The organism is Qipengyuania sp. YIM B01966, from assembly GCF_016461955.1.
In the GTDB taxonomy this organism is placed as follows: Bacteria; Pseudomonadota; Alphaproteobacteria; order Sphingomonadales; family Sphingomonadaceae; genus QFOP01.
Genome location: NZ_JADMNM010000004.1, coordinates 183,424 through 204,701 on the forward strand (window position 1 = coordinate 183,424; position 21,278 = coordinate 204,701).

General features: G+C 68.4%; 18 protein-coding genes, 1 tRNA gene and 1 pseudogene. 5 read left to right on the forward strand and 15 right to left on the reverse strand.

The features are described from left to right. Positions 1 to 4: 4 nt before the first annotated feature. Positions 5 to 682, forward strand: coding sequence for an NnrU family protein (locus ILT46_RS07070; protein ID WP_199503923.1), 678 nt, complete (start codon positions 5 to 7; stop codon positions 680 to 682). On the opposite strand, the gene ILT46_RS07075 is transcribed toward ILT46_RS07070, so the two are convergent. The 8 genes from ILT46_RS07075 to rpe form a co-directional block, all read right to left on the reverse strand. Further along, a complete protein-coding gene (locus ILT46_RS07075; protein WP_199503924.1) occupies positions 679 to 1,875 on the reverse strand; it encodes a hypothetical protein in 1,197 nt (398 codons plus the stop codon). The two genes, ILT46_RS07070 and ILT46_RS07075, sit on opposite strands and share 4 nt — an antisense overlap. 2 nt (positions 1,876 to 1,877) lie before the next feature. After that, complete coding sequence (locus ILT46_RS07080; protein ID WP_199503925.1) at positions 1,878 to 2,294, reverse strand: hypothetical protein; 417 nt, start codon at positions 2,292 to 2,294, stop codon at positions 1,878 to 1,880. Between the two features lie 6 nt (positions 2,295 to 2,300). Beyond that, complete coding sequence (gene dxs, locus ILT46_RS07085) at positions 2,301 to 4,226, reverse strand: 1-deoxy-D-xylulose-5-phosphate synthase (RefSeq protein WP_199503926.1); 1,926 nt, start codon at positions 4,224 to 4,226, stop codon at positions 2,301 to 2,303. A gap of 56 nt (positions 4,227 to 4,282) precedes the next feature. Then, complete coding sequence (locus tag ILT46_RS07090; protein WP_199503927.1) at positions 4,283 to 4,765, reverse strand: Fur family transcriptional regulator; 483 nt, start codon at positions 4,763 to 4,765, stop codon at positions 4,283 to 4,285. Positions 4,766 to 4,775: 10 nt separating this feature from the next. Next, positions 4,776 to 5,303 (reverse strand): peptide-methionine (S)-S-oxide reductase MsrA, encoded by a 528-nt coding sequence (gene msrA / locus ILT46_RS07095; protein ID WP_370592371.1) that lies wholly within the window; start codon positions 5,301 to 5,303, stop codon positions 4,776 to 4,778. Between the two features lie 359 nt (positions 5,304 to 5,662). After that, positions 5,663 to 7,252, reverse strand: a complete 1,590-nt coding sequence (gene purH, locus ILT46_RS07100; protein ID WP_199503929.1) for a bifunctional phosphoribosylaminoimidazolecarboxamide formyltransferase/IMP cyclohydrolase — start codon at positions 7,250 to 7,252, stop codon at positions 5,663 to 5,665. A 5-nt stretch (positions 7,253 to 7,257) separates the two neighbouring features. Continuing rightward, a complete protein-coding gene (locus tag ILT46_RS07105) occupies positions 7,258 to 9,108 on the reverse strand; it encodes a heparinase II/III family protein (protein WP_199503965.1) in 1,851 nt (616 codons plus the stop codon). A gap of 14 nt (positions 9,109 to 9,122) precedes the next feature. Next, positions 9,123 to 9,785 carry a ribulose-phosphate 3-epimerase gene (gene rpe / locus ILT46_RS07110; protein ID WP_199503930.1) on the reverse strand — a complete coding sequence of 221 codons (663 nt, stop codon included), beginning with the start codon at positions 9,783 to 9,785 and terminating at the stop codon, positions 9,123 to 9,125. Positions 9,786 to 10,009: 224 nt separating this feature from the next. Here rpe and ILT46_RS07115 point away from each other — a divergent pair, with 224 nt between their 5' ends. Beyond that, on the forward strand, positions 10,010 to 10,489 hold the full coding sequence (locus ILT46_RS07115) for a DUF2141 domain-containing protein (protein WP_370592372.1): 480 nt from the start codon (positions 10,010 to 10,012) through the stop codon (positions 10,487 to 10,489). Here the strand turns inward: ILT46_RS07115 and ILT46_RS07120 are convergent, their stop codons facing one another. Further along, positions 10,490 to 11,389 (reverse strand): hypothetical protein, encoded by a 900-nt coding sequence (locus ILT46_RS07120; RefSeq protein WP_199503932.1) that lies wholly within the window; start codon positions 11,387 to 11,389, stop codon positions 10,490 to 10,492. Further along, entirely contained in the window at positions 11,386 to 12,378 is a 993-nt protein-coding gene (locus ILT46_RS07125) for a diacylglycerol kinase family protein (protein ID WP_199503933.1), read from the reverse strand. The genes ILT46_RS07120 and ILT46_RS07125 overlap by 4 nt, the downstream gene beginning before the upstream one ends. Before the next feature lie 123 nt (positions 12,379 to 12,501). Between ILT46_RS07125 and ILT46_RS07130 the strand changes: the two genes are divergently transcribed. After that, positions 12,502 to 12,577: transfer RNA gene (locus ILT46_RS07130), tRNA-Thr, on the forward strand. 77 nt (positions 12,578 to 12,654) lie between these two features. Beyond that, positions 12,655 to 14,121: a DNA photolyase gene (locus tag ILT46_RS07135; RefSeq protein WP_199503934.1), complete on the forward strand. Its 1,467-nt coding sequence runs from the start codon at positions 12,655 to 12,657 to the stop codon at positions 14,119 to 14,121. Position 14,122: 1 nt separating this feature from the next. Here ILT46_RS07135 and ILT46_RS07140 read toward each other — a convergent pair whose 3' ends face one another. The 4 genes from ILT46_RS07140 to ILT46_RS07155 form a co-directional block, all read right to left on the reverse strand. Then, positions 14,123 to 14,569: a DUF2141 domain-containing protein gene (locus ILT46_RS07140; protein ID WP_199503935.1), complete on the reverse strand. Its 447-nt coding sequence runs from the start codon at positions 14,567 to 14,569 to the stop codon at positions 14,123 to 14,125. 135 nt (positions 14,570 to 14,704) lie between these two features. Then, entirely contained in the window at positions 14,705 to 15,310 is a 606-nt protein-coding gene (locus ILT46_RS07145; RefSeq protein WP_199503936.1) for a hypothetical protein, read from the reverse strand. Next, complete coding sequence (locus tag ILT46_RS07150) at positions 15,307 to 16,683, reverse strand: sensor histidine kinase (RefSeq protein ID WP_199503937.1); 1,377 nt, start codon at positions 16,681 to 16,683, stop codon at positions 15,307 to 15,309. The genes ILT46_RS07145 and ILT46_RS07150 overlap by 4 nt, the downstream gene beginning before the upstream one ends. A 5-nt stretch (positions 16,684 to 16,688) precedes the next feature. Then, entirely contained in the window at positions 16,689 to 17,372 is a 684-nt protein-coding gene (locus tag ILT46_RS07155) for a response regulator transcription factor (protein WP_199503938.1), read from the reverse strand. A gap of 168 nt (positions 17,373 to 17,540) precedes the next feature. Between ILT46_RS07155 and ILT46_RS07160 the strand changes: the two genes are divergently transcribed. Further along, complete coding sequence (locus ILT46_RS07160) at positions 17,541 to 20,498, forward strand: CHAT domain-containing tetratricopeptide repeat protein (RefSeq protein WP_199503939.1); 2,958 nt, start codon at positions 17,541 to 17,543, stop codon at positions 20,496 to 20,498. Between the two features lie 164 nt (positions 20,499 to 20,662). Here the strand turns inward: ILT46_RS07160 and ILT46_RS07165 are convergent. Next, positions 20,663 to 21,112: pseudogene (locus tag ILT46_RS07165) on the reverse strand (transposase); the annotation flags it as partial. Positions 21,113 to 21,278: the final 166 nt, after the last annotated feature.

Genomic DNA, 21,278 nt, shown 5'->3' on the forward strand with positions numbered 1-21,278 from the left:
TGCCATGAGTGATCCGCTGCTGTCACTGCTGGCCGCCAGCATCGCTTTTGTCGGCTCCCATTTCGCGCTGTCACACCCTTTGCGAGCACCGCTGGTTTCGGCCCTGGGGGAAAACGGCTTCCGCATCCTCTATTCACTGGTGGCATTGGCGACGATTGCATGGATGGCGTTCGCCTTCCGTGCTGCGCCGACCGCCGATCTGCCGGGCAGCGGCGAGCTGGGCTGGATCATCGCCACCATTATCACCCTGCCCGCGCTGGCGCTGCTGCTCGGCTCGTTTCGGGGCAACCCCGCGCTGCCTGCGCCGGGCGCCGCGCAGCTTGCCGCACGCGAGCCGGCGGGCGTGTTCCGCGTCACCCGCCATCCGATGATGTGGGGGTTCGCGCTGTGGGCGATCAGCCATATCGTCCTGTGGTGGAGCGTCAGGACACTGATCGTCGCCGGCGCCATCCTGCTGCTCGCACTGGTCGGCGCGCATTTGCAGGACCGCAAGAAGGAGACGCTGATGGGCGCGGCGTGGGCAGGGTGGGAAGCAAAGACCAGCTACTGGCCGCGATGGGGCGCGCTGCTCAAGCTCAATCCGCTCCTCTGGCTCGGCGCGCTGGCGGCATGGTGGATCATCACCTGGTCCCACATCCACGCCGCCGGGGTGCCCGCCGGCATCTGGCGCTGGCTCGGCTAGCGCCGGGGTTGGGCGCAAGGGGGCGAGGCAAAGGTTTCGCGCGGCGTTCCGTCCACCTGCATCAGCCGTTCCACCGGCAGCTTAATGGTGAGATCGGCGGTTCCGAGCGGCAGATCCTCGACCGCACCCAGCAGGCCCGCCATCTTTGTCCCGCAAACAGTCGCGCCGAGCTCGCCCAGCCCTAGCGCCAGCCCTTCGCCCATGCTGCCTGTCCAGCGGCCGACGCGCACGGTCAATTGCCCGCTATGGCGGCGCACGCCGGGTCGGGGCAGCACGAGTTCCAGCCATTCGCGGGCAATCCCCGTGTCCCGCACCGCACTTGGCAGCGCGTGCCGCTGATAGGGGGTCGGCGCAGCTGCGAACCACCCCATGATCCCACGCGCGACATGCGTGTTCCCGCCGCCGGGCGTGTTGGTAAGATCGATTTCAATCGGGGCCGCCGGGTCCACGCTCAGCATCGGCTGATCGAACGCTGCGATGGTCGCGTCGTCGCCTAGCGCATTGTTGATGGTAATCACCGGGGTGATGGCCGCGTTCTGCAACGTGACCGGCGGCATGGTCCCAACGCGCTGGTCATACAGGCTCACGAGCCTGCGCCGCACGGCTTTGTCCCCGGGGTTGCGGAAGGTCAGATCGCGCACCCGGTCACGCCGGCCGGCGGCGAGTACGCGGGCGGCAAAGCCGTCGCGCTCACCGCTGCCGGTGGTTCCCAAGCCACCCCAGAAGGCGGCGACCGCATCGGCCATGGGCACCCCGCCGACAGCCACCAGCTCCGGCCCTTCGCGCACACTGGCCATCGCGGCAGGCGATCCGGGGCGGACAGCGGTGATCCGATAGGCCCCGCCACGCGGTTCAACCCACAGATCGGCATAGCTTGGCACCAGCGCGTAACTGTCGGCGAAGCTGGAGCCGGTAATCGCATGATGATCAGCCAATAGCATCAGCGCGCGTTCGGTGAAGGCGAGCAGACTGCGCCCATCGCGCACCGCATCGCGTTCGGCCGCCAGCGTGGCGCTCAACACAAACCGGCCGCCGGGCAGGCGTTCCGGGTAGGCATAACGGTGGTTGATCAGCGGCTCGAGCGCCTGCGCTGCTGCGCGGTAATCGACAGCGGCCTCTCCTTGCGCCGCCGCATGCGCCAGCGCGGCCGCCGGCAGCGCACCGCACGCCAGCGCCAGGGCGGCCAGACGCACGATCACGTTTTTGTCGCCAGCATCGCCTGCAGGGCGCCGGCCAGTTGCCGCACGCTCAACGTGCCGTCAGGCGCGGCATGGACTTCGGCCACCTTGGCGGGGTCGAGCGCGTGCTGCCTGATGAAGCTGTTGATCAGGTCTGTGATGTCGTCAGGATCGCAGAAGTCGGGCGCCAGCAACTGGTCGTCCGGATGCGGGGTCAGCGGATCGAAGAACACGTCCAGCTCTTCGCGCAGCCAGCGGGCGGTTTCGGGCGTGGCATACCCTGCCAAAGCGGCGATGAACTGCGCTTCATCAAGGTTCGGGCGGGTCTTTGCGATTTCGGCGGCGGTCGCCCGCCAATCACGCTGTGCCTGCCACGCGAACAGCCCCAGCGCCGCGACTATGGTCAGCGTCCAACCCAGCCAGCCAATCGCCATGGCCCACTAGGCCCGCGCTTCTTCGACCCCGGCAGAATTATGCCGCAGCGCCTTGAGCGCGGTATCGACGATCTGCGGCGCGTTGAGGCCGGCTTCGTCGTACTGCTTCGCAGGATCGTCATGATCCTGGAACAGGTCGGGCAGGCGCATGGTGCGGATGCGCAGGCCCGCATCGGTCAGCCCCTCGTCGCTGGCCATGGTCAGGACGTGCGCGCCGAGCCCGCCGATCGCGCCTTCTTCCAGCGTTACCACCACCTCGTGCGTGGTGATCAGCCGGCGAATCAACTCGCTGTCGAGCGGCTTGGCAAAGCGCAGGTCCGCGACCGTGGTGCTCAACCCCTTGGCTTCGAGCTGGTCAGCGGCCTTCAGTGCTTCTGTCAGCCGCGTGCCGAGGCTCAGCAGCGCGATCTTGCTGCCGCCCCCGTCCTTGCCGCGCACGATGCGCCCCTTGCCGATCTCGAGCCGCTCGGGCTGGTCGGGCAGCGCCACGCCGGTGCCATTGCCGCGCGGATAGCGGAAGGCGATCGGGCCGTCATCGTGCAGCGCGGCAGTATAGGTCATGTGGACCAGCTCGGCCTCGTCGGCGGCGGCCATCACCACCATGTTGGGCAGCGTCGCCAGATAGGTGATGTCGAAACTGCCGGCATGGGTGCAGCCATCGGCGCCGACCAGCCCGGCGCGGTCGATGGCGAAGCGGACCGGCAGGTTCTGGATCGCGACATCGTGGACCACCTGGTCGAAGGCGCGCTGGAGGAAGGTCGAATAGATCGCGCAGAACGGCCGCATCCCCTGCGCGGCGAGGCCGGCGGCGAAGGTCACCGCGTGCTGTTCGGCAATGCCGACGTCAAACGCGCGGGCCGGGTGCGCCTTGGCGAATTTGTCGACCCCCGTGCCGCTCGGCATGGCGGCGGTGATGGCGACGATCCGCTCGTCCGTTTCGGCAAGCTTTGCCAGCGTTTCGCCGAACACGTTCTGGTAGGAGGGTGGCCCGGCCGGTCCCTTGGTCAGCTCGCCGGTGACGACGTCGAATTTCGTCACCCCGTGATATTTGTCGGCGCTGTTTTCGGCTGGGGCATAGCCCTTGCCCTTATGCGTCACGACATGGACCAGCACCGGCCCTTCCGCGCTGTCACGGACATTTTCGAGCACCGGGATCAGATGGTCGAGATTATGCCCGTCGATCGGCCCGACATAATAGAACCCCAGTTCTTCGAACAGCGTGCCCCCGGTCGCCATGCCGCGGGCATATTCCTCGGCCTTTTCCAGCCCGTGATGGACCCGGCGCGACAGCTTGCGCGCGAGCTTGGAGGCGAGCGTGCGCAGCTCGATATATTCGCTGCTCGACACCATCCGCGCGAGATAGGCGGAAAGCCCGCCAACCGGCGGCGCGATCGACATATCATTGTCGTTGAGGATCACCACCAGCCGGTCGCCCGCGGCCTCGGCATTGTTCATCGCTTCATAGGCCATCCCTGCGCTCATCGCGCCGTCGCCGATTACCGCGATCGCCTTGCCCGGCTGCCCGGCGAGCTTGTTGGCGACGGCAAAGCCCAATGCTGCCGAGATCGACGTGCTCGAATGCGCTGCGCCGAACGGGTCGTATTCGCTTTCGCTGCGCTTGGTAAAACCGCTCAGCCCGCCGCCCTGGCGCAGCGTACGGATCCGGTCGCGGCGGCCGGTGATGATCTTGTGCGGATAGGCCTGGTGGCCGACATCCCAGACGATCTTGTCGCGCGGCGTGTCAAACACATAGTGCAGCGCCACGGTCAGTTCGACGACGCCCAGTCCTGACCCGAGATGTCCGCCGGTGCTGCCGACCGCGTCGATCATCTCGGCGCGCAGTTCTTCGGCCAGTTGCGGGAGGTCGCCGGGCTGTAATTGGCGTAGATCGCGCGGGTAGGTGATCGTGTCTAGCAGCGGAGTATCAGGCATCCCGCCGGATTAGCCGCGCGGCGGCGCGCTGTCGATGGTGTGCGACCGGCCCGCGCTCAGACAGCGCATTCGGCGCACAGGCCCCGCAGTTCCACCACCGGCCGCACAGCGGCAAAGCCGGCGGCGTGCCCCGCATCACGCAGCGCGCCGGTCACGCGCTCGTCATCGAGGTGGCGGGCGGTGCCGCAATCATCGCAGATGAGGAAGATGCAATCGTGCCGGCAGCCCGGATGGCTATTGGCAAGATAGGCGTTGGCGCTCTCGATTCGGTTGGCGAGGTTCGCTGCGACGAACAGGTCGAGGATGCGATAGACGCTGTTGGGCGCCACCCGCTTGCCGCGCGCAGCCGAGAGGTTGTCGGCAATGTCATAGGCCGACGCCGGGCGGTCGTGGCGGGCAAGTTCGCGGAACACGCTCTCGCGCATTTCGGTCCATTGTTCGCCGGCCGCACTGAGCGCGCCGCGTGCGGCGAGGACCAGCTCGTCGCCGGAGTGCTCGTGATGCGCGTGGCGCGCGGCTGCCTCGGTCATGAGACCCATATAGCGCCGCTCAGCGCGCGGTCCAACCACCGCTATAGGCTTGCGGATAAAGCCGGGCGAGCGCGGCGATACGCGGCGCGTCCCCCTTGCGGACATAGGAATGCGCGGGGTGGCGACGGGCGAAATCTTGATGCGCCGCCTCAGCGTGATAGAACGCGCGGTAGGGTTCAATCCGGGTAGCGGGCGTCGAACCTGCCATCTGGGCGAGATAAGCCTGGGCAATGCGCGCGTGATGCGGGGTAACGGGGATGATCGCCGACCGGTATTCGCTACCCCGATCCGGCCCCTGCCCGCCCATTTGCGCCGGGTCGTGCGCGGCGCCCATGAAGATGCGCAGCAGCTCGTCATACCGCACCACCGCCGGGTCATAGAGAATGCGGACCGCCTCCGCATGGTCGGTCAGGCCACTGGTGACCAGCTCATACCGCGCCTGCCGCGTGGTGCCGCCGTGATAACCGGCCTCGACCGCTTTCACGCCGCGAACGTGGCTGAACACCGCCTCAACCGTCCAGAAACACCCGCCGGCGAGGATCGCCACCGCCTCGGGCCCCGGCTCTGCCGATGGGAGCGCGGCGGGGGGCGCATCTCGAATGATCGGGCCGCTCTGCGCCAGGCCGCAAGCGGCCAGCAGGAGCGCGGCCAGCGGCGCTAGAAGGTGGCGGCGAGCGCCTGCGGGATCGCGCCGAACTCCATTGCCAGCAGCGCCGCGCCGAGCGCGAAGCCGGCCGCGAAATTGCGATAGAAATCGGCTTTGAACAGGCCCATCACGCATCTCCTTCCCTCGTGGCGCCACAGCGCCTCTGTGTCCCACCGGCCTAGCCGGGGAAGCGTGAGAAAAGTTTGAACGGCGCGGTTGGCTGCGGTTCAGCTTGGCGGCCTGCTGCCCCATGGGCCCGATCAGTGCCGGAAATGGCGCATCCCGGTGAACACCATCGCGAGCCCGGCGGCATCGGCGGCGGCGATCACTTCGTCGTCGCGGATCGAGCCGCCTGGCTGGATGACTGCGGTCGCACCCGCTTCGGCGGCGGCGAGCAGCCCGTCGGCGAAGGGGAAAAACGCGTCCGAGGCGACCGCGCTGCCGCTTGTGCGCGGGGCCGCCCAGCCATATTTTTCGGCCGCTTCGGCGGCTTTGAGCGCAGCGATCCGGCTCGAATCGCGGCGGTTCATCTGGCCCGCGCCGATCCCGGCGGTCGCCCCATCCCTGGCATAGACGATCGCGTTCGACTTGACGTGGCGAGCGACGGTCCAGGCGAACAGGCAGTCTTTCAGCTCCTGCTCGGTCGGGGCGCGCTGCGTGACGACCTTGAGCGCGGCCGGGTCGAGCGCGCCATTGTCGCGGTCCTGCACCAGGATGCCGCCGGCAATCACCGCCAGCGTCTGCCCCGGCCGGCGCGGATCGGGCAGGCCATTGGTGAGGAGCAGGCGCAGGTTCTTCTTCTTAGCAAAGGCGGCGCGCGCCGCCGCGTCCGCGCCGGGCGCGACCACCACTTCGGTAAAGATGTCGCAGATCGCCTCGGCGGTGGGCCCGTCGAGCGGGACATTGGTCGCGACGATCCCGCCAAAGGCCGATACGCTGTCGCATTCGAGCGCTGCCTGCCACGCATCGACCAGGCTGGGGCGCTGCGCCACGCCGCAGGGATTGGCGTGCTTGACGATTACGACCGCCGGCGCCTGCCCGCGAAACTCCGCCGCCAGTTCGAGCGCGGCGTTGGCGTCGTTATAATTGTTGTAGCTCAGTTCCTTGCCCTGGACCTGCTCGGCTTGCGGCAGGCCGTTGGTGTGCGGCCCGGCAGGCAGATAGAGCGCGGCGTCCTGATGCGGGTTTTCGCCATAGCGCAGCGGGCCGGCGAGCACGCGCGTCTGGCTGACGCGGGCGGGAAATTTCTCCTGCCGATCACCGAAGGCGAACCACTGGCTGATCGCCGCATCATAGGCCGCCGTCGCGGCGAACGCCTTGGCCGCCATGCGCGCTCGGAATTCCTGGCTGGTGCCGCCATCGTTGGCCGCCAGTTCCTCGATCAGCGCGGGATAATCGGCCGGATCGGTGACGATCGTCACATAGCGGTGGTTCTTCGCCGCCGAACGGACCATGCTGGGGCCGCCAATATCGATATTCTCGACAATCTCGTCGCGCGCCGCGCCTGCAGCCACCGTGGCTTCGAACGGGTAGAGATTGACCACCACCAGATCGATCGCGCCGATGCCGTGCGCCTCCATCGCGGCGGCGTGATCCGCCTCGTCCCGCACGGCGAGCAGCCCCCCATGGATTAGCGGATGCAGCGTCTTGACCCGCCCGTCCATCATTTCGGGAAAGCCGGTCACATCCGAGACGTCGCGCACCGCCAGCCCCGCATCGCGCAGCGCGCGCGCCGTGCCGCCGGTCGAGACCAGCTCGACCCCGGCCTTGGCCAGCCGGCCGCCGAGATCGGCCAGACCTTCCTTGTCGGACACCGAGATCAGCGCCCGCCGGACTTCCACCACTGCCATCGAAACTATCCCATCTTCTTCAGCAGCCAGGGGAAGCTCGCCCCGCTGCGCGCCGTCATCCCCTGGATGACCAATTGCTGGATCGGCTGCGGGCGGCCATCGCCATCGACCCACAGGCTTTCCTCGATCGTTATCTCGCCCTCGCCGGCGCGGAACTGCCAGTAAGAGCCGTCGGGCAGCGCCAGCCCGGCGCCCTTGCCATCATCGGCCAGACCAAGCTCGACCCCGGGGCCGACATGGAAGCGGATGGCATAGCCGATCATCCCGCGCCTGGCGCGCTTGCCCGCCGGGACCAGCAGATCCTCGCCGCGCAATTCGCTGCCATCATCGCGCAGGATCAGGATGCGGCGATGCGCTATGCCATAGCGCGCGACATAGCCGTCATGGCTCGCCTCGATCCGCGTCGCCCCTCCACCCGAACCAGTCCCCGCGCCACCCGGCCCGTCGAGCGTCAATTGCCGGCGGTCAAGCTCGACCTCGCTGACCCCGCCGCCGATCTTGCCGTTCAGCAGGATCGAGGTCGAATTGGTATCGTCGAGCACCAGCGTGGAATGCGCCGCGGTCGCGCGCAGGCCCTGTTCGATCCGCAGCGGCACCTGCCCGCCAGCCAGCGCCGCGCCCCCGCAATTGACGATCACCCGGCAGGCGCCATGCGACAATTCGAACGCCAATGACGATGCGCAGCCATGGCGCGCATGGCGCGGCAGCGGTGGCGGCGCGGTGTCGAATTGCAGCACCGCCGGCCCGGCGGCGACCCGCTGATAGCCCCATTGCCGCACATCGCGCAGCGGCCTTGTGCGGATGGTGCTGGCGCCAATGCTGGCGGCCACCCGATCGGCGCTGACCGCGCCGGCGCCTTGCCAGCTTCCCAGCCCGCCATCGCCATGCACCAGCGTCAGCAGCGGGGGCACCAGCAGCGCATGCATCGCGCCGAGCGCGTCGGGCGGATCGCGCCGCACCGCGCGGTAACAGGCGTTAAGCCGGGTGAGCAGGTCAATCGCGGCGAGCTGCGCCAGCGGGCTGCGCGACAGCACCCCGCCATCTTCGGCCACCAGCTCGCCCAGCGCGCGCAGCAGCCCGGCCTCGCCATAAAGCCGGCGCGGCTTGCCATCGGGCAACAGCAGCCCGGCGGCAACGATCGCCGCCCAGCCGGTAGCCTCGGCCAGCCGGTCGGGCCCGCGGGTGACCTTCTTGTCGAGCAGGCGGGCGGTCTGCTCCATCTGCGCCAGCACCTTGCCGCGCAGCTTGCGGTCGCCGCCCGCCAGCAGCAGCGGCGCGTGGACGATCCAGCCGAGCAGCCGCAGCCCGGCATTCTCGACCTGCCAGGCCGCCCCCTTGCCCGGCGCGGGGTTGGCCGCCAGCCACGCCTTGAGCACACGCTCGGCCGTGCCGAGGCATTGCTCGCGCGGCGCGCAGCAGGCCAGATCGTCGAGCCAGGTGAAGCCATGCACCACCCGCTCGAAGGGCGGGGTCAGCCTGCCGCCGGGGGCGAAATCGATCTCGCCAATCGGCGCCTTGACCCCGTGGACCAGGAAATGCCCGGCGCGCAATGCCACCCCGGCGGCACGCTCGCCCAGATCGGGCGCTTCGACTGTCGCCAGCAGCCGCGTTTTTGGCGCTTTGCCCATGGGGGAGGTGAGCAGCGTGGCGGGCACGCCCAACCGATAGGCGAGCCGCACGATCCGCTCGTGCGGGCTGAGCGCCGGCGGGGCGAAATCGGCGAGTACAAGCGCGCGGCCCGGCTCGACCAGTTCACCCGGCGGCGTCGGGTCGGGCTGGGCCAGCGGTTCGGCCCGGTCTGTCGCGAGCGGCAGGACCGGAGCGGCGCCGTCATCTTGCGCGGCCGGGTCGCTCATCGCGGCGACACCGCTCACGCCGCCCCCTTGAGCGCGGCGATATTGGCGGCATAGCGTGCAGGCCCGCCGGCAAAGGTGGCGCTGCCCGCCACCAGCACATCAGCACCCGCCTCGACACACAGGCGGGCGGTTTCGGGATTGACCCCGCCATCCACCTCGAGGTGGATCCCTCGACCGCTCTGGTCGATCATCCGCCGCACGGCGGCAATCTTGCGCAGCTGGCTGTCAATGAAGCTCTGCCCGCCGAACCCGGGATTGACGCTCATCACCAGCACCAGGTCGATCTCGTCGATCAGATAGTCGAGCATCTTGGCCGGCGTGGCCGGGTTCAATGAAATGCCCGCCTGGCAGCCCGCCGCCTTGATCGCCTGCACCGTGCGGTGGACGTGCGGCCCCGCCTCGGGGTGGACGGTGATGATATCGGCGCCGGCGGCGGCGAACTGGTCGATATAGGGATCGACCGGGGCGATCATCAGGTGAACGTCGAACGGCTTGGCGCTGTGCGGCCGCAGCGCCTTGACCACCGACGGGCCGATGGTGATGTTGGGCACGAAATGGCCGTCCATCACATCGACATGGATCCAGTCGGCCCCCGCCGCGTCGATCGCCCGCACCTCTTCGCCCAGCCGCGCGAAATCGGCGGACAGGATCGAGGGGGAGATCAGCGGAGCGGCCATGTCGGTGCCTCGGCAGTCGGTCTGCGGCGCTTAGCCACTGCGCGGGCGCGGCGACAAGCGCCCTGGCCGCCCTTATCCACACGGACCGCCCCCCGCAACGGCGGGGCCTACGCAATTCAGGACAAATTCACACCTCGTCGGGCATAGCCCCGCACGACAAGCGGGGCATGCGGCCAGTGGCCGCCGATCTCCCGCGCAAGAATGGAATGTGCAGGCAAGCGATGATGAAGCGGATAACCTCTCTTGCTCTGGGTGCGGTGGCGCTGCTGGCGGCGGCCCCGGCGCAGGCGCAATACAACCAGCGGATCGGCAACGATCTGTCGCGCTGCCGGGGGAGCGGCCCGGCAGTGCTGGTTACGGTCGAAGGTGTCAGCCAGTCGGCCGGCACCGTGCGCGTCCAGTCCTATCGCGGCACGGCGGCCGACTGGCTGCAGAGCGGCCGCTGGCTGACCCGGATCGAAAGCCCGGCGCGCGCCGGGACGATGACCTTCTGCGTCCCCGTCCCCTCGGCCGGCAGCTATGGCATAGCGGTGCGCCATGATGTCAACGGCAACGGCCGGACCGATCTGCGCACCGATGGCGGTGCGATGTCGAACAATCCCAGCATCAACGTCTTCAACCTCGGCCGGCCGAGCTGGCGTGCGACCGCCTTTGCCGTGGGCGAGGATGTCCGGCGGATCACCATCCGCATGCGCTATATGTGATCAGCGGCCGCGCCGCTTGCGCCACAGATCGTAAAGCACACCCGGCGCGGCCAGCACCGGGTGCCGCTCGCGCCAAGGCGTCAGGGTGACGGGGACGCCCGTGTGCCGCTCTATCTTCCACGCGGCATAGCGCGCGGCGCCATCGAAAGTGGTCGAGGCTTTGAGCAGGCGCAGCAGGTTGAGAGCTTTGCCGAGCCGCCGCCGCGCGCGCCACCAGCGTAGTATCTCATGGCGCCTTTCGGGCGAGAGCACCGGGCGGATCGTCCCGTTCTCCGTCACGCTGCACGCGATCCCTTCGGCTTCGAGCGCCGCGGGCAGCAGGCCCGCGAAATGCGCCGGATTGGCTTCGAGGATGCTGCGTTCGCGGCCGGGGGCCTCGACCCGGAATTCTGCGCTATAGGTCGCGCGGAACAGGCCCGCCCAGTATTCCTCCTCCGCCGCCTCCTCGGGGCCAAGCGCCACCGCCAGCCGCGCCGCCGTGCGCGCGGCCGCGGCCAGCGCGGCAAGCACCTCGGCCCTCGCCGCCGCATCGCGGTGCCAGCCGAGCGCCGCGGGCTGGACGAACCGCGCCCATATCGTCGTGTCGCGCGTCTTGCCCTGCGCGGCGGCGAGAAAGGTCCGCAGCGCCATCGTCGCGATCTTGGCCCGCAAGGTCAGACCTGGACGCGGCGACACCTCGCGATAACTGACGCGCGGCCAGATCCGGTCTGTCTGCGGGCCAGGCAACAGGACATAGAAATCGAGTACCCCGTCAAGCGCGCCTGTCCGCAGGTTCGAGCCATAGAACAGCACCGCCAGCGCCCCGGCCTCTTCGCCCAATTGCCGCGCCAGTGCAGTCACTTCGCGCGCCAGAGGGCGCGAGGCCTGCCCCGCCAGCCGGTGGGCCAACGCGCCGCTCATGGAATGACGAACTCCAGACGCGGTCCGGCTTCAACGCAATAGCGCCCGGCGGGAAATTCCTCCCCGTCGAGGATGAAGGCATCGCCAATCGCGAATTCGAACCCGCTCACCGCCAGCCGCCGCATCCCCGCGCGCGCCATCCACGGCGCGTTGTGACCGAACATCACCGCCGGCAGCGCCAGCAGCAGCCGGCGGCGCAGCACGTCCATAACCGCAAGCTGCACCGGCCCGCTCCCTTGCGCGCCCGCAAAGGGTCTGAGGCCGGCGGGAAAGCGCCGCATGGTCGAGGCAAGCACCAGCGCCCGGCGCCCGGCATCTCCCCGACCGGAATGCGGCAATTCGCCGCCATCTGGCAGCGTGATGGTCATCCGCGTGCCCCGCCGCCACGGATTGCGCGCGGTCCCGAAGAATGCGTGCGCCAGCCCCCAGCCGACCGTTCCGGCCACCGCCAGGCTGTCGAATGCGCCCAGCCGATGTGCGTCCTGCCCCGCGCGAGTGCCGGTGGTGAAGGCGCCCGCGCCCAGCAGGAACGCCAGCACAGGCGGCCGTCCGGGATCATCGAGCGAGCGCACCAGCAGCGGCTGGCGCACCACGCGCCGGCCCGCGCCGGCGGCATCCGCCGCTTCGGCCAGTGTCCAGCCCGCCGGCACGCCGAGATCGATCGCCAGCGCATTGGTCTTGCCGCGCGGAATCACGGCGAGGAGCGGCCAGTCCTCGCCATAGACGCCATAACCTCGCGTCAGCACGTCACGCACAGTGCCATCGCCGCCGCTGATGGCGAGCAGCTCGACCCCCTTTGCGCAAAAATCGGCAAGCACCGGGGCGATCGCGTCGCGCTTCTCGGGCTGCGCGATATGGACCTGCGGCTGTCCCTCCATCGCTGAAACGCGCCCGGAATTGCGGTGGCTGCGCGGATTGAAAATCGCCCCGATCACCGGACGGCGCGGGGCTTCGGCAGTTGGTGCGGAGGAATGCAACGCGCTGACCATGCCCGGTGGCATAGAGCCTCCCCGCGCGGTTGAAAACGCCCTCGGCAATCCGCCTCGGCACCAGCCCCCAAGGGGGATTGCCCTCGCCGCCCCCCACCGCTAAACGCCCGCCCCACCAGGCGCGCCGCTTTAGCTCAGTTGGTAGAGCACATCATTCGTAATGATGGGGTCACGTGTTCGAGTCACGTAAGCGGCACCACCATTTTCCCAAATCGCGATTGTCACGGTTGCTGCGCGGGCGCATGGCGCAGGGGTTGGCTATGCGCGGAGAGTGTGATGCGGCAATCACCTGATGAATTTCTCCCGCCAGAGCTGGCCTTGCGCGTAGAGGCGCTGAACAATGCGCCGCAGCGGGCGGGTGCGGATTACGTGCTGGTCTGGCTTCAGCAAAGCCTGCGGGGTGATGATCATCCGGTGATTGATGCTGCATCCGTGCTGGCCAACCGGCTGGGCCTGCCGGTGCTGGTCTATCACGGGCTGCGCTGCGATTATCCCTATGCCTCGGCCCGGCTGTCGCGATTCATCCTTGGCGCCAGCGCGGCGATGGGCCGCAGCTTGCGCAGCCGCGGAATCGCCTGCCGCCAATTCGTGCAGCAAGGCCCCGATCATGGTCGCGGCCTTGTCTATCGGCTGGCGAGCAAGGCAGCCGCCGTGTTTGTCGACCAGCATTTCACCTTCGTTCCGGCAACCCAGCCGGGCAGCTTTGCCGGCAGGGCGGGGGTGGCGGTATATGCCGTCGATGCCGCGCGGGTAGTCCCCGTCCGCGCCTTGCCCGCGCGGGTCGGCACGACTGCGGCGTTCCGCCGCGCGCATTCAACCCTGCGCCATGATTGGCTGGCCATGCGCTGTCCGATACAGCCCGAGCAGCGCACCGTGCCGGCCAACCTGCCTGGCGAACTGGTCGAGCTCGCTGACCATGATGAAACCGCGCTCGACCGGCTCGTCGCCGGGCTGCCGATCGATCAGACGCTGGGCAGTGTCGCCGAACACCCGGCCACGGCGGAGGCAGCGTCGGCGCGGTTGGCCGGCGTGGATGCCCAGTTCGTTCGGCAATACAGCGCCAAGCGCACAAACCCCGCGCTGGCCGAGGGCACCTCGCGCCTGTCGCCGTATCTGCGGTTCGGGATGATCGCGCCGTGGCAGGTGATGGCCCGGGTCGAAGCGCTCGATGTCACGGCGAGCCAGCGATACAAGTTCTATGACGAGCTGCTGACCTGGCGCGAATGGTCGCACTGGCGGGCCTGGCGCAACCCCGAAATCCATCGTTACGCCCACCTCGCCGCATGGGCGCGCGAAACGCTCGACGCGCATCGCGCCGACCCGCGCGAGCCAGTGCTGTCCCTCGCCGAGATCATGCATGCCCGCACGCCTGACCGCGTATGGAACGCGGCACAGGCCCAGTGGCTGCTGACCGGCTGGATGCACAACAACCTCAGGATGTATTGGTCCAAGGGGTTACTGCGCTGGGCGCCCGACCCCGAAACCGCCTGGGCATGGGGTTGCTATATCAACGACCGGGTGTCGATCGACGGGCGCGATCCGGCGACCTATGTATCGATGCGCTGGGGTTTCGGCGATGCGCGGCCGGCGTGGAAGGAAACGCCTGTCTATGGCCGGCTGATGCGCGCCAGCACGGCGGCGATGATGAAGCGCGACGGCGTGGCGGACTTCGTCGATCACTGGACCGCGCGGCTCCTCCCTGAAATCGATCTCGCCTCGTTCGACCGCGAATATTACGTCTGAACTACAACAGGTGGCGCAGCTGGACCGTGGTCCTGAGGGGCCGGTCCACCTCCAGCCGTGCCTCGTCGAAGGTGGCCGGGCGCATCCGCAAGGGCGGGTTGCGCGAAAAGGCAAAGCCCTCGCGCGGGATGCCCATCGACTTGTCGAGCCGACCGTTATTGTTGCGGTCGTGGAAGGCCGAAACGGCATAGCTGCCGGGCGGCAGCAGGATATGCGCTTCGGCCGTCTGGCCAGCGGGGATCACAAGGTTGGCCACTGCTCGGTGGCGGCACTGCGGAAACCCCGTATCCGGCGCGCAGACAGCGATGCGGATCACCCCTTCATGGCTGCGCAGTCCGGCGACCGCCACGGTCAGTTCGACACTGCGCGGCGTGGTTGCCGACCCCGCGGGCGGGATCAGAGCGCTCAGCAGCAGCGCAAGGGCGACAAGGATGGATGCAAAGCGCATGGTCAACTCCGCTGGCCTGTGTCGAGAAAAAGGCGGGCAGGCAGCGCCTTCAGCAGGGCCATTCCCACCGCCCGCTGAACGGATGCAGCGCCCTATCGCATTCGCGACACGGTGCAAGGTCGCTTCGCGGGCGGTTTAATCCATCGTGAGGAAATAGGTGACGGAACGGTTGCCCGAATTGCGCACCACCAGCCGATACCGCTCGGTGAACAGCGGCAGCCATGCGCATTCGTGGACTTGGCGCTGCCGGCAGGTCACCAGCCGCGCATCCGCCGTGCCGTGGACGTGCAGGCTGATGCCGGGCTGCGCCGGAGCCAAGGTGACGCGGGCGAGTTGTCCGCCGTGAAAGGCCTGCTCGCTCCGCGCCTCCCCATGCGGGGCTACCACGCCCCGTCGATAGAGCGGGCCGAGCACTCGGCCGCGCAATGGCGGGCCGGGGCGGCTCGCGCCCGCCGTCTCGGCCTGCTGCCGCCAGCGCGTAATCAGATCGGGCTGCCCTTCTGCCGGCGCAACTCCGCCCGCTTCAAGTTCGCGAACCGCAAAGGCCAGGATGCGCGCCGCGGCCTGGTCGGCCGGATGGTTCGCAAGCCGAGCCGATGCGCTTTCAGCGACCGAAAGCCAGCCGGCCAATTCGTCCGGCGCGGGGTCGGTCAAGGACGCGGGCGGCGCCGCGCTGCAACCCGCCAGCGCCGCCAGTGCCGCACCTATCCATACCGTGCGCGCGCGACCCGAAAGCATCACCTGCCATCTCTCGCAATTTCGAACACCGCGCCCTTCCCCGGCAATGCGCCCGGTCCGGCATCAGCCAGACGGATGCGCCATCCATGCCGTTCCGCGATCGCGCGGGCAAGCGCAAGTCCCAACCCATGCCCCTGGCCCGCCGCACCATGGTCTCCCCGGACGAACCGCTCGAACAGCCGGTCGCGCAAGCCATCGGGGATGCCCGGCCCGCTATCCCACACCCGCAGGACGGGCCCAGGCCGCAATACGAGGCCGATCCGCGCGCCGGCCGCCCCCTCCCCCCGGCCGTAGCGCAGCGCATTGTCGAGCAGGTTGGTCAGCATCCGCGACAGCTGCATCCGATCGCCGCGAACCACCACGTCAGGTGCAATATCGAGCGTCACCTCGGTGCCATCCTCCTCGGTGCTTTCCTGATACATCTCGCCGATCTGCAGACACAGCTGCGACAGGTCGAGTTCGGGCAGCGATCGAAAATCATCGCGCCGCGCCTCGCTCGAGGCGATATCGAGCAGCGAATCGAGCATCGCGACGATGTTGCGGATGTCAGCCCGTGCGACCTGCGCCAGCGCGCGGCTGGGCTCGGTGGCAGTCTCGTCATCGGCCAGCTTGCCCAACCGGTAGTCGAGATGCGCCAGCGGGGTGCGCATTTCATGCGCGGTGTGTTCGGTCACTTCGCGATGCGCGTCGGCCAGCGCCTGATAGCGGGCAATGGTGCGGTTGGTCGCGCGGGCCAGCGCGGTGATCTCGTCATCGGGCCCGGTCAGCTCTGCGCGCCGGTCGATCTCGCCGCGATCTACCCCGTCGAGCACCTCGGCGATCCGGTCGACCCGCTGGCGCAGCCGGCGCGCAAGCAGCGCACCAATGACGATGAAGCCCGCCAGCAGCAGCGCGCCTACGCCGCAGCGCGCGATCCGCAGGCGGCGGTAATCGCGCTCGACGGTGCCGTATTCATGCGCCACGACCAGCACCGTGTCGGGACCGATCATGGTCGCCCGGGCAAACACCTTTTCGCCCGTCGCCAGCGTCACCTTGCCGCCCTGTGACAGGTGCGTTGACAGCGGCGGCAGGCGGGCGATGTTGCCGGCCGCGCGATTGCCCGCCGCATCGCCGAGATAATAATGCGGCTGGTCGCTGGCGACGGTGCCCAGCCGGTCCTCGATCCGCTCGGTCAGTTCCGCCCGCCCGCTGCTGGCATAAATGTCGACCAGCCCGGCAAGGTCCACATCGACCTCGCGAATCAGCCGGTTCTCGATGCTGTCCTCGAGCACGCGATTGAGGAACAGCGCCCCGCCGCCCAGCAAGACCACCGTCGCCAGCGCGGTAATCGCCGTATAGCGCGCCAGGAGCGAATGGTTGAGGAAGCGCAGGAACATGCCGCTCAGCCCGGCTGGCAAGCCAGCAGGCGATAGCCGGTGCCCCAGATCGTTTCCAGCACCGGTTCGGGGTGGGCCGCCTCGAGCTTGCGGCGCAGACGCCCGATACTGACATCGACGACATTGGTCTGCGGGTCGAAATGCAGCTTCCACACCGCGGCGAGCAGCATCTCGCGCGTTACCACATCGCCCCCATGATCGATGAAGAATTTGAGCAGCTCGTATTCGCGCGGTGAGAGCGGGACATGGACACCGCGCCGAAACACGGTGCGCGCGCGGACATGGCATTCGATATCACCAAAGGTTACGATGGCGCCATTTTCCTGCTGCGCGCTGCGGCGGGCCAGCGCGCTGATGCGCGCGAGCAGCTCCTGCCTGTCATAGGGTTTGGCCAGATAGTCGTCAGCACCGCCGTCGAGGCCTTCGACCCGCTCTTCGCTGCGGCCAAGGGCCGAGAGCATCAGGATCGGCCACGAACAGCCCTTGCTGCGCAGCCGCCGGGCCACTTCGAGACCCGTCCCGTCGGGCAGCATCCGGTCGAGAATGATGATGTCGAATGGCCCTTCGCCGGCGCGAGCAAGCCCGTCAGCGGCGCTCGCGGCATGGACAATCGCGTGACCCGCTTCACCCAGTTGCTCGCGCAGGATGCGCGCGGTTTCCGGGTCGTCCTCGATCAGCAGAATGTCCATCGCGTAACCCCGTTGCCCGCAGCGTGCTTGCGGGATGGCTGGCTGACGCGCCAACAAAACATCCCGTCACCATGATGACAAATCTTGTCACCGTCCGTCTTTCGCGCCAATCCCTGTTGGCAGCGCAAGGGTGCGCGCCTCATGGGTCGCTTGCTGTGAGGAGAGGGCATGGCGGGTCGCAATGCGGGCGTGAGCGCGTGGCTGGGAGCGGCCACACTGGTGGCAGCAGCGGGCTGGCCGCTTTCGGCAATGGCGCAGGAACAACCGGCACAGCCGGCGCAATCGCTGGCAGAGCGGCTGCGCGCGCTGAAAGTTATGGACGCATCCGGCGATCCGGCTGCTGCGTTGATGCATACCGACGCAACCATTGCCGAGGCCGAAGCCGATCCGGCGACGATTGCCGAAGACTTGCTGTATGCTCGCGCCGCGCGGGCCGGCGCGCTCTTCTGGTTGCGCCGCCATGACGAGGCGCTGGCGATCTTGCGCGAGGTCGATGCGGCGCTGGTTGCTGCCGGCGGCCCGCCGACCACCGACTGGTCCCAGCTGATCAATAATATCGGTTCAGTGCTGTCGACGCAGGGCAAGCTCGAGGAGGCGATGGCCTTCAAGCAGCGCGCTCTTGTCATGACCCGCGCGCTCGCCGGCGAACAGAGTATGGAATATGCCAGCGTGCTGTATGGCATCGCGCTGGTCGAATATCGGCAAGGCGATTTTCTTGCCGCCCTGCCCAAGGTCGAACAGGCGCTGGAGATCGCTCGCCGGGCTGCCGACGCCAATGGCGAAGCGAAGGATCAGGTGGCGATCTACTGGCTCAGCCTGTCGGCGCTGCGCAGCCAGGCGGGCGACCAGACCGCCAGCATCGCCGCGGGGCGCGGCGCGGCGCTGTACGCCGAGGCCAACCTGCCGGCAAATCACCGGGTGACGATGGCCGCGCTCCATCAATTGGGTGTGGCGCTGATCGATGCCGGGCTGTTCGGCCAGGCCGAACCCGTCCTGCAGCGCGCGCTCGCCATGCGGCTGGCGACGCACCCGGCCGACGATCCGGACCTCGCCATGTCCTATCATGCGATCGGCTTCGCGCTGAGCGGGTCGGGGCGCTATGCCGACGCATACGAATATTACACCAAGGCGGCCGAAATCTTTTCTGCCAATCCGGACAGCGGCAATCCAGGCGCGATTGCCACCTCGCTTGGCCAGATTGCGTATGTTTTGCGCCAGCAGGGCCGCAGCGACGAAGCGCTGGCCATGTGGCGCCGCGCAGTCGACACAGCCCGGCGGGTGAGCCCAACGCCTGAACATCGCGATGTCGCGCTGGCCGAGGCGAATCTCGCTGCCGTGCTGGTCGATCAGGGCCAGCTGGCCGAGGCCCGCCCGCTGAGCGAACATGCGCTCGCCGCCCTGCGCCGGGTGACGCTGCCTGAAAATCCCCACCGCGTTCGGGCCAGCGTCAATTATGGACACCTTCTGCTGGCCGAAGGCAAACCGGCCGAAGCGCTCGCCGCCGCCAAGGAAGGGACAAGCGCAGCTCGCACCATGCTGCTGGACCGGGCGACCCCGCGCGCCGACCGCTTCCGCCTGTCCGAGCAATATCGCTCGGCCTTTGTCGACCTAGCTCGTATCGCCTTCGCCGCGGGGGACCAGGCGGCTGCCTTCGACGCGCTGCAGATGGCCAATCTGGGTGATCTTTCGACGGCCTTCTCGGCCCTGTCGGCGCGCGGCGCTGCAACCACTCCGGAGCAATCCGCCGCACTTGAACACTATCTGCAGCTAACGGCCGAGGCGACCAGGCTGCGCAAGACGCTCAGCAGTGCGGTCGGCAGCGGGGATGCGGCGGCGATAGAACTGGCCAATGCGAAAGTCGTCACCGCCGACGAGCAGCTGCGCGCTGCCGATGCCGACCTCTCGCTGGTGATGCCCGCATTCCGCCGCACCGCCATGGTCGAGCCCCTGCCCCTCGCTCAGCTTCAGGCGCGATTGTCACCGGGCCGCACGGTGCTGGTCTATGCGGAAGGGACCGGCAACGCAGCAGTCATGGCAGTGACCCGCGACCGCGTGGCCAGCAGCGTTCTTGCGGGAAACAGCCAGTCGCTTCACCGCGAAATAGAAGCAGTCCGCGCCTCGATCGAACAGGGCGTCGCGAGCAGCGGCGCGGCCAGCTTCAACCGGCAGGCCGCTCACCGGCTTTACCGAACGCTGGTTCCCGATGCGCTCCGCCCGCTGGTCGAACCGGCAGCGCGGCTCGACATTCTGGCCGGCGGCGCGATTGCCAGCGTGCCCTTCGCGGCATTGGTGACCGAGCCCCCAAATGGCGATGACACAAACCGCGCCGCGCTGGCCGAAACCGCCTGGCTGATCCGCCGCAGCGAAATCGCCGTCCCTCTTACGATCAACGCCATAGCGGCACCGCCGGCGCGCCCTGGCGCGTCCAAGGGTTTCACCGGGATCGGCGCGCCCAGCCTCGCCGGCCCGCCGGGAAATGCCGATGCGGGGCCCGCCACGCTGCGTGCGGCGGTGCGCACGGCATCGCTCGGCAAATCCCCGGCGCTCGATCTGCCCGATCTGCCCCGTGCCGAGGGCGAGCTGCGCGCGATGGCCGCCGAGCTGCCCGCGCCCCACCGGCTCCTGCTGGGCGCCGAGGCGACCGAAGCCAGGCTCCGCGCCACTCCGCTGGGCGATGCTGCGGTGATCGCCTTTGCCACCCATGGCCTGGTCGGCGGCTACAGCCGCAGCCTGACCGAGCCGGCGCTGGTCCTCACGCCGGCACGCGACGGCAGCGAGGAGGATGGACTGCTGACCGCCAGTGAAGTCGCCCAGATGCAGCTATCGGCCGACTGGATTATCCTGTCGGCTTGCGACACCAGCGCCGGCGACGGTGGCGGCGGGCCGGTCTATTCGGGGCTTGCCCAGGCGTTCTTCGCGGCGGGTGCGCGCGCGATGCTGCTGTCGCACTGGCGCGTGCGCGACGACATCGCCGCGCGCCTGACGGTCGACACGATCCGCCACGTCCGCGCCGGTATGGGCCGCGCCGCCGCCCTGCGCCGCGCGCAACTGGCACTGATCGACGACACCGCGACGCCTGGCGCCGCGCACCCGGCAACCTGGGCGCCGCTGATCGTGATCGAATAGGGCTGGCGCACCCGACCTGACAACGATGGGCACTTATATCAATGGGAGATTTTCATCGCAACGTTGGCTTAGCCGCAGCTCGTGGGCCTATTCCGTTGAAGAAGTCGCTGCCGAAGCGGTCGGATAGCGACGACTGACAGCGGACGAGCGTCCTTGCCGTCCGGCTAGGCGGGTGCGAGGCCCGGCCTCGGCCTCGTCTTGGCGAGTTTGCGGAGGTTCTGGGCTGCTGTGGCAAGGTGGAACTGGTCTTTCGCTCCCTTGGCACCGCGCAGACGCAAGCGGTCCAGCTTGAGGATGCGCTTGAGGTGCGCGAACAGCATCTCGATCTTCTTTCGCTGGCGACTGGAGACGAGGAAGGCATCGCTGGCGGTGATCTCGCGGGTAAGATCTCGTGCGCCTTCGTGGACCGACCGGGTCACCTTGCGGGCTGGCATGTTGGGCGTGCAACGTTGCCGCAGGGCGCAGGCCTGACAGTCTTGCTGCCGGGCGCGGTAACGGATCGACCCGTCCTTATCGATCCAGCTACGCGGCGTGCTGAAGTTGCGATTTAAGCGTCGCAGCCGATTGCCAGCTGGGCAGATATAGCTGTCATCTTCGTGGTCATAGGTGAAGTCGGGGTGCCGCGCCCGACTACGACCTACTCCTATACGCAGGTGCAGCCGCGCGTGCTTGGCGCTGGCGGGTGGACGAACAGCGCGCCGGTCACCGTGCCCGACACGGTCCGCAATTGCGCAACCGCCGCAACCTGCGCGGGCGGTGCCGCTGAACGGGTTACCGATA

What these genes read in the sequence shown, in the direction of transcription:
- ILT46_RS07070 (WP_199503923.1), top strand. Translation starts at nt 5, where the DNA reads ATGAGTGATCCGCTGCTGTCACTGCTGGCCGCCAGCATCGCTTTTGTC.
- ILT46_RS07080 (WP_199503925.1), bottom strand. Translation starts at nt 2,294, where the DNA reads ATGGCGATTGGCTGGCTGGGTTGGACGCTGACCATAGTCGCGGCGCTG.
- dxs (WP_199503926.1), bottom strand. Translation starts at nt 4,226, where the DNA reads ATGCCTGATACTCCGCTGCTAGACACGATCACCTACCCGCGCGATCTA.
- ILT46_RS07090 (WP_199503927.1), bottom strand. Translation starts at nt 4,765, where the DNA reads ATGGGTCTCATGACCGAGGCAGCCGCGCGCCACGCGCATCACGAGCAC.
- purH (WP_199503929.1), bottom strand. Translation starts at nt 7,252, where the DNA reads ATGGCAGTGGTGGAAGTCCGGCGGGCGCTGATCTCGGTGTCCGACAAG.
- ILT46_RS07105 (WP_199503965.1), bottom strand. Translation starts at nt 9,108, where the DNA reads ATGAGCGACCCGGCCGCGCAAGATGACGGCGCCGCTCCGGTCCTGCCG.
- rpe (WP_199503930.1), bottom strand. Translation starts at nt 9,785, where the DNA reads ATGGCCGCTCCGCTGATCTCCCCCTCGATCCTGTCCGCCGATTTCGCG.
- ILT46_RS07115 (WP_370592372.1), top strand. Translation starts at nt 10,010, where the DNA reads ATGAAGCGGATAACCTCTCTTGCTCTGGGTGCGGTGGCGCTGCTGGCG.
- ILT46_RS07120 (WP_199503932.1), bottom strand. Translation starts at nt 11,389, where the DNA reads ATGAGCGGCGCGTTGGCCCACCGGCTGGCGGGGCAGGCCTCGCGCCCT.
- ILT46_RS07125 (WP_199503933.1), bottom strand. Translation starts at nt 12,378, where the DNA reads ATGGTCAGCGCGTTGCATTCCTCCGCACCAACTGCCGAAGCCCCGCGC.
- ILT46_RS07135 (WP_199503934.1), top strand. Translation starts at nt 12,655, where the DNA reads ATGCGGCAATCACCTGATGAATTTCTCCCGCCAGAGCTGGCCTTGCGC.
- ILT46_RS07140 (WP_199503935.1), bottom strand. Translation starts at nt 14,569, where the DNA reads ATGCGCTTTGCATCCATCCTTGTCGCCCTTGCGCTGCTGCTGAGCGCT.
- ILT46_RS07150 (WP_199503937.1), bottom strand. Translation starts at nt 16,683, where the DNA reads ATGTTCCTGCGCTTCCTCAACCATTCGCTCCTGGCGCGCTATACGGCG.
- ILT46_RS07155 (WP_199503938.1), bottom strand. Translation starts at nt 17,372, where the DNA reads ATGGACATTCTGCTGATCGAGGACGACCCGGAAACCGCGCGCATCCTG.
- ILT46_RS07160 (WP_199503939.1), top strand. Translation starts at nt 17,541, where the DNA reads ATGGCGGGTCGCAATGCGGGCGTGAGCGCGTGGCTGGGAGCGGCCACA.